Annotated in this window: 1 pseudogene; it reads right to left on the bottom strand. The window is 39.4% G+C overall.

The window, feature by feature from the left end:
• Nucleotides 1–432, bottom strand: a pseudogene (locus HC176_RS16375) (hypothetical protein); the annotation flags it as partial.
• Between the last annotated feature and the right edge of the window lie 37 nt (nucleotides 433–469).

Here is a 469-nt window from a genome sequence, read left to right as displayed (position 1 = left end):
TTCTACTTCTGTAAAAAGATTGAATTTCCTTATGATGCGCATGAGTAACTCCTGCGCGTAAGGTCTTTGAGTACCGTAGACTTTTTTCAGGTATTTTATCTGTGCATCGGGATAATGAGCATAAAGTTTTTCCACGATCTTGATCTGTTGCCATAAGTTCATTTCCTTTTTAAGGTATGGAAGAAAACGAAGGCTCTCCCAACCCAGAAAGTCCACCATAGCGATATGTGATTCTCTTCTTACAAAAATATTCGGGTTGTTTCGCTCCCGGGTGATGTCATGGATGTATTGAACCTGCTCCATTTCATAGATCTCCCTAATTCCTCTCGCTTTTACATACCATTTCCTGCTATTAAGTTTTGACTGGGAGGCACCATAGGGAGGTATCTGGCTAAAGAGAAGGCGTAACTTATTATAGTTATTGCCTAACATAGATCTTTGAGCTCTAATCATGAGATCAATAAGATAC

It is taken from the genome of Tamlana crocina (assembly GCF_012037625.1).
Note: the sequence above shows the minus strand (reverse complement) of the source record. Positions and strands in the feature narration are given on the sequence as shown.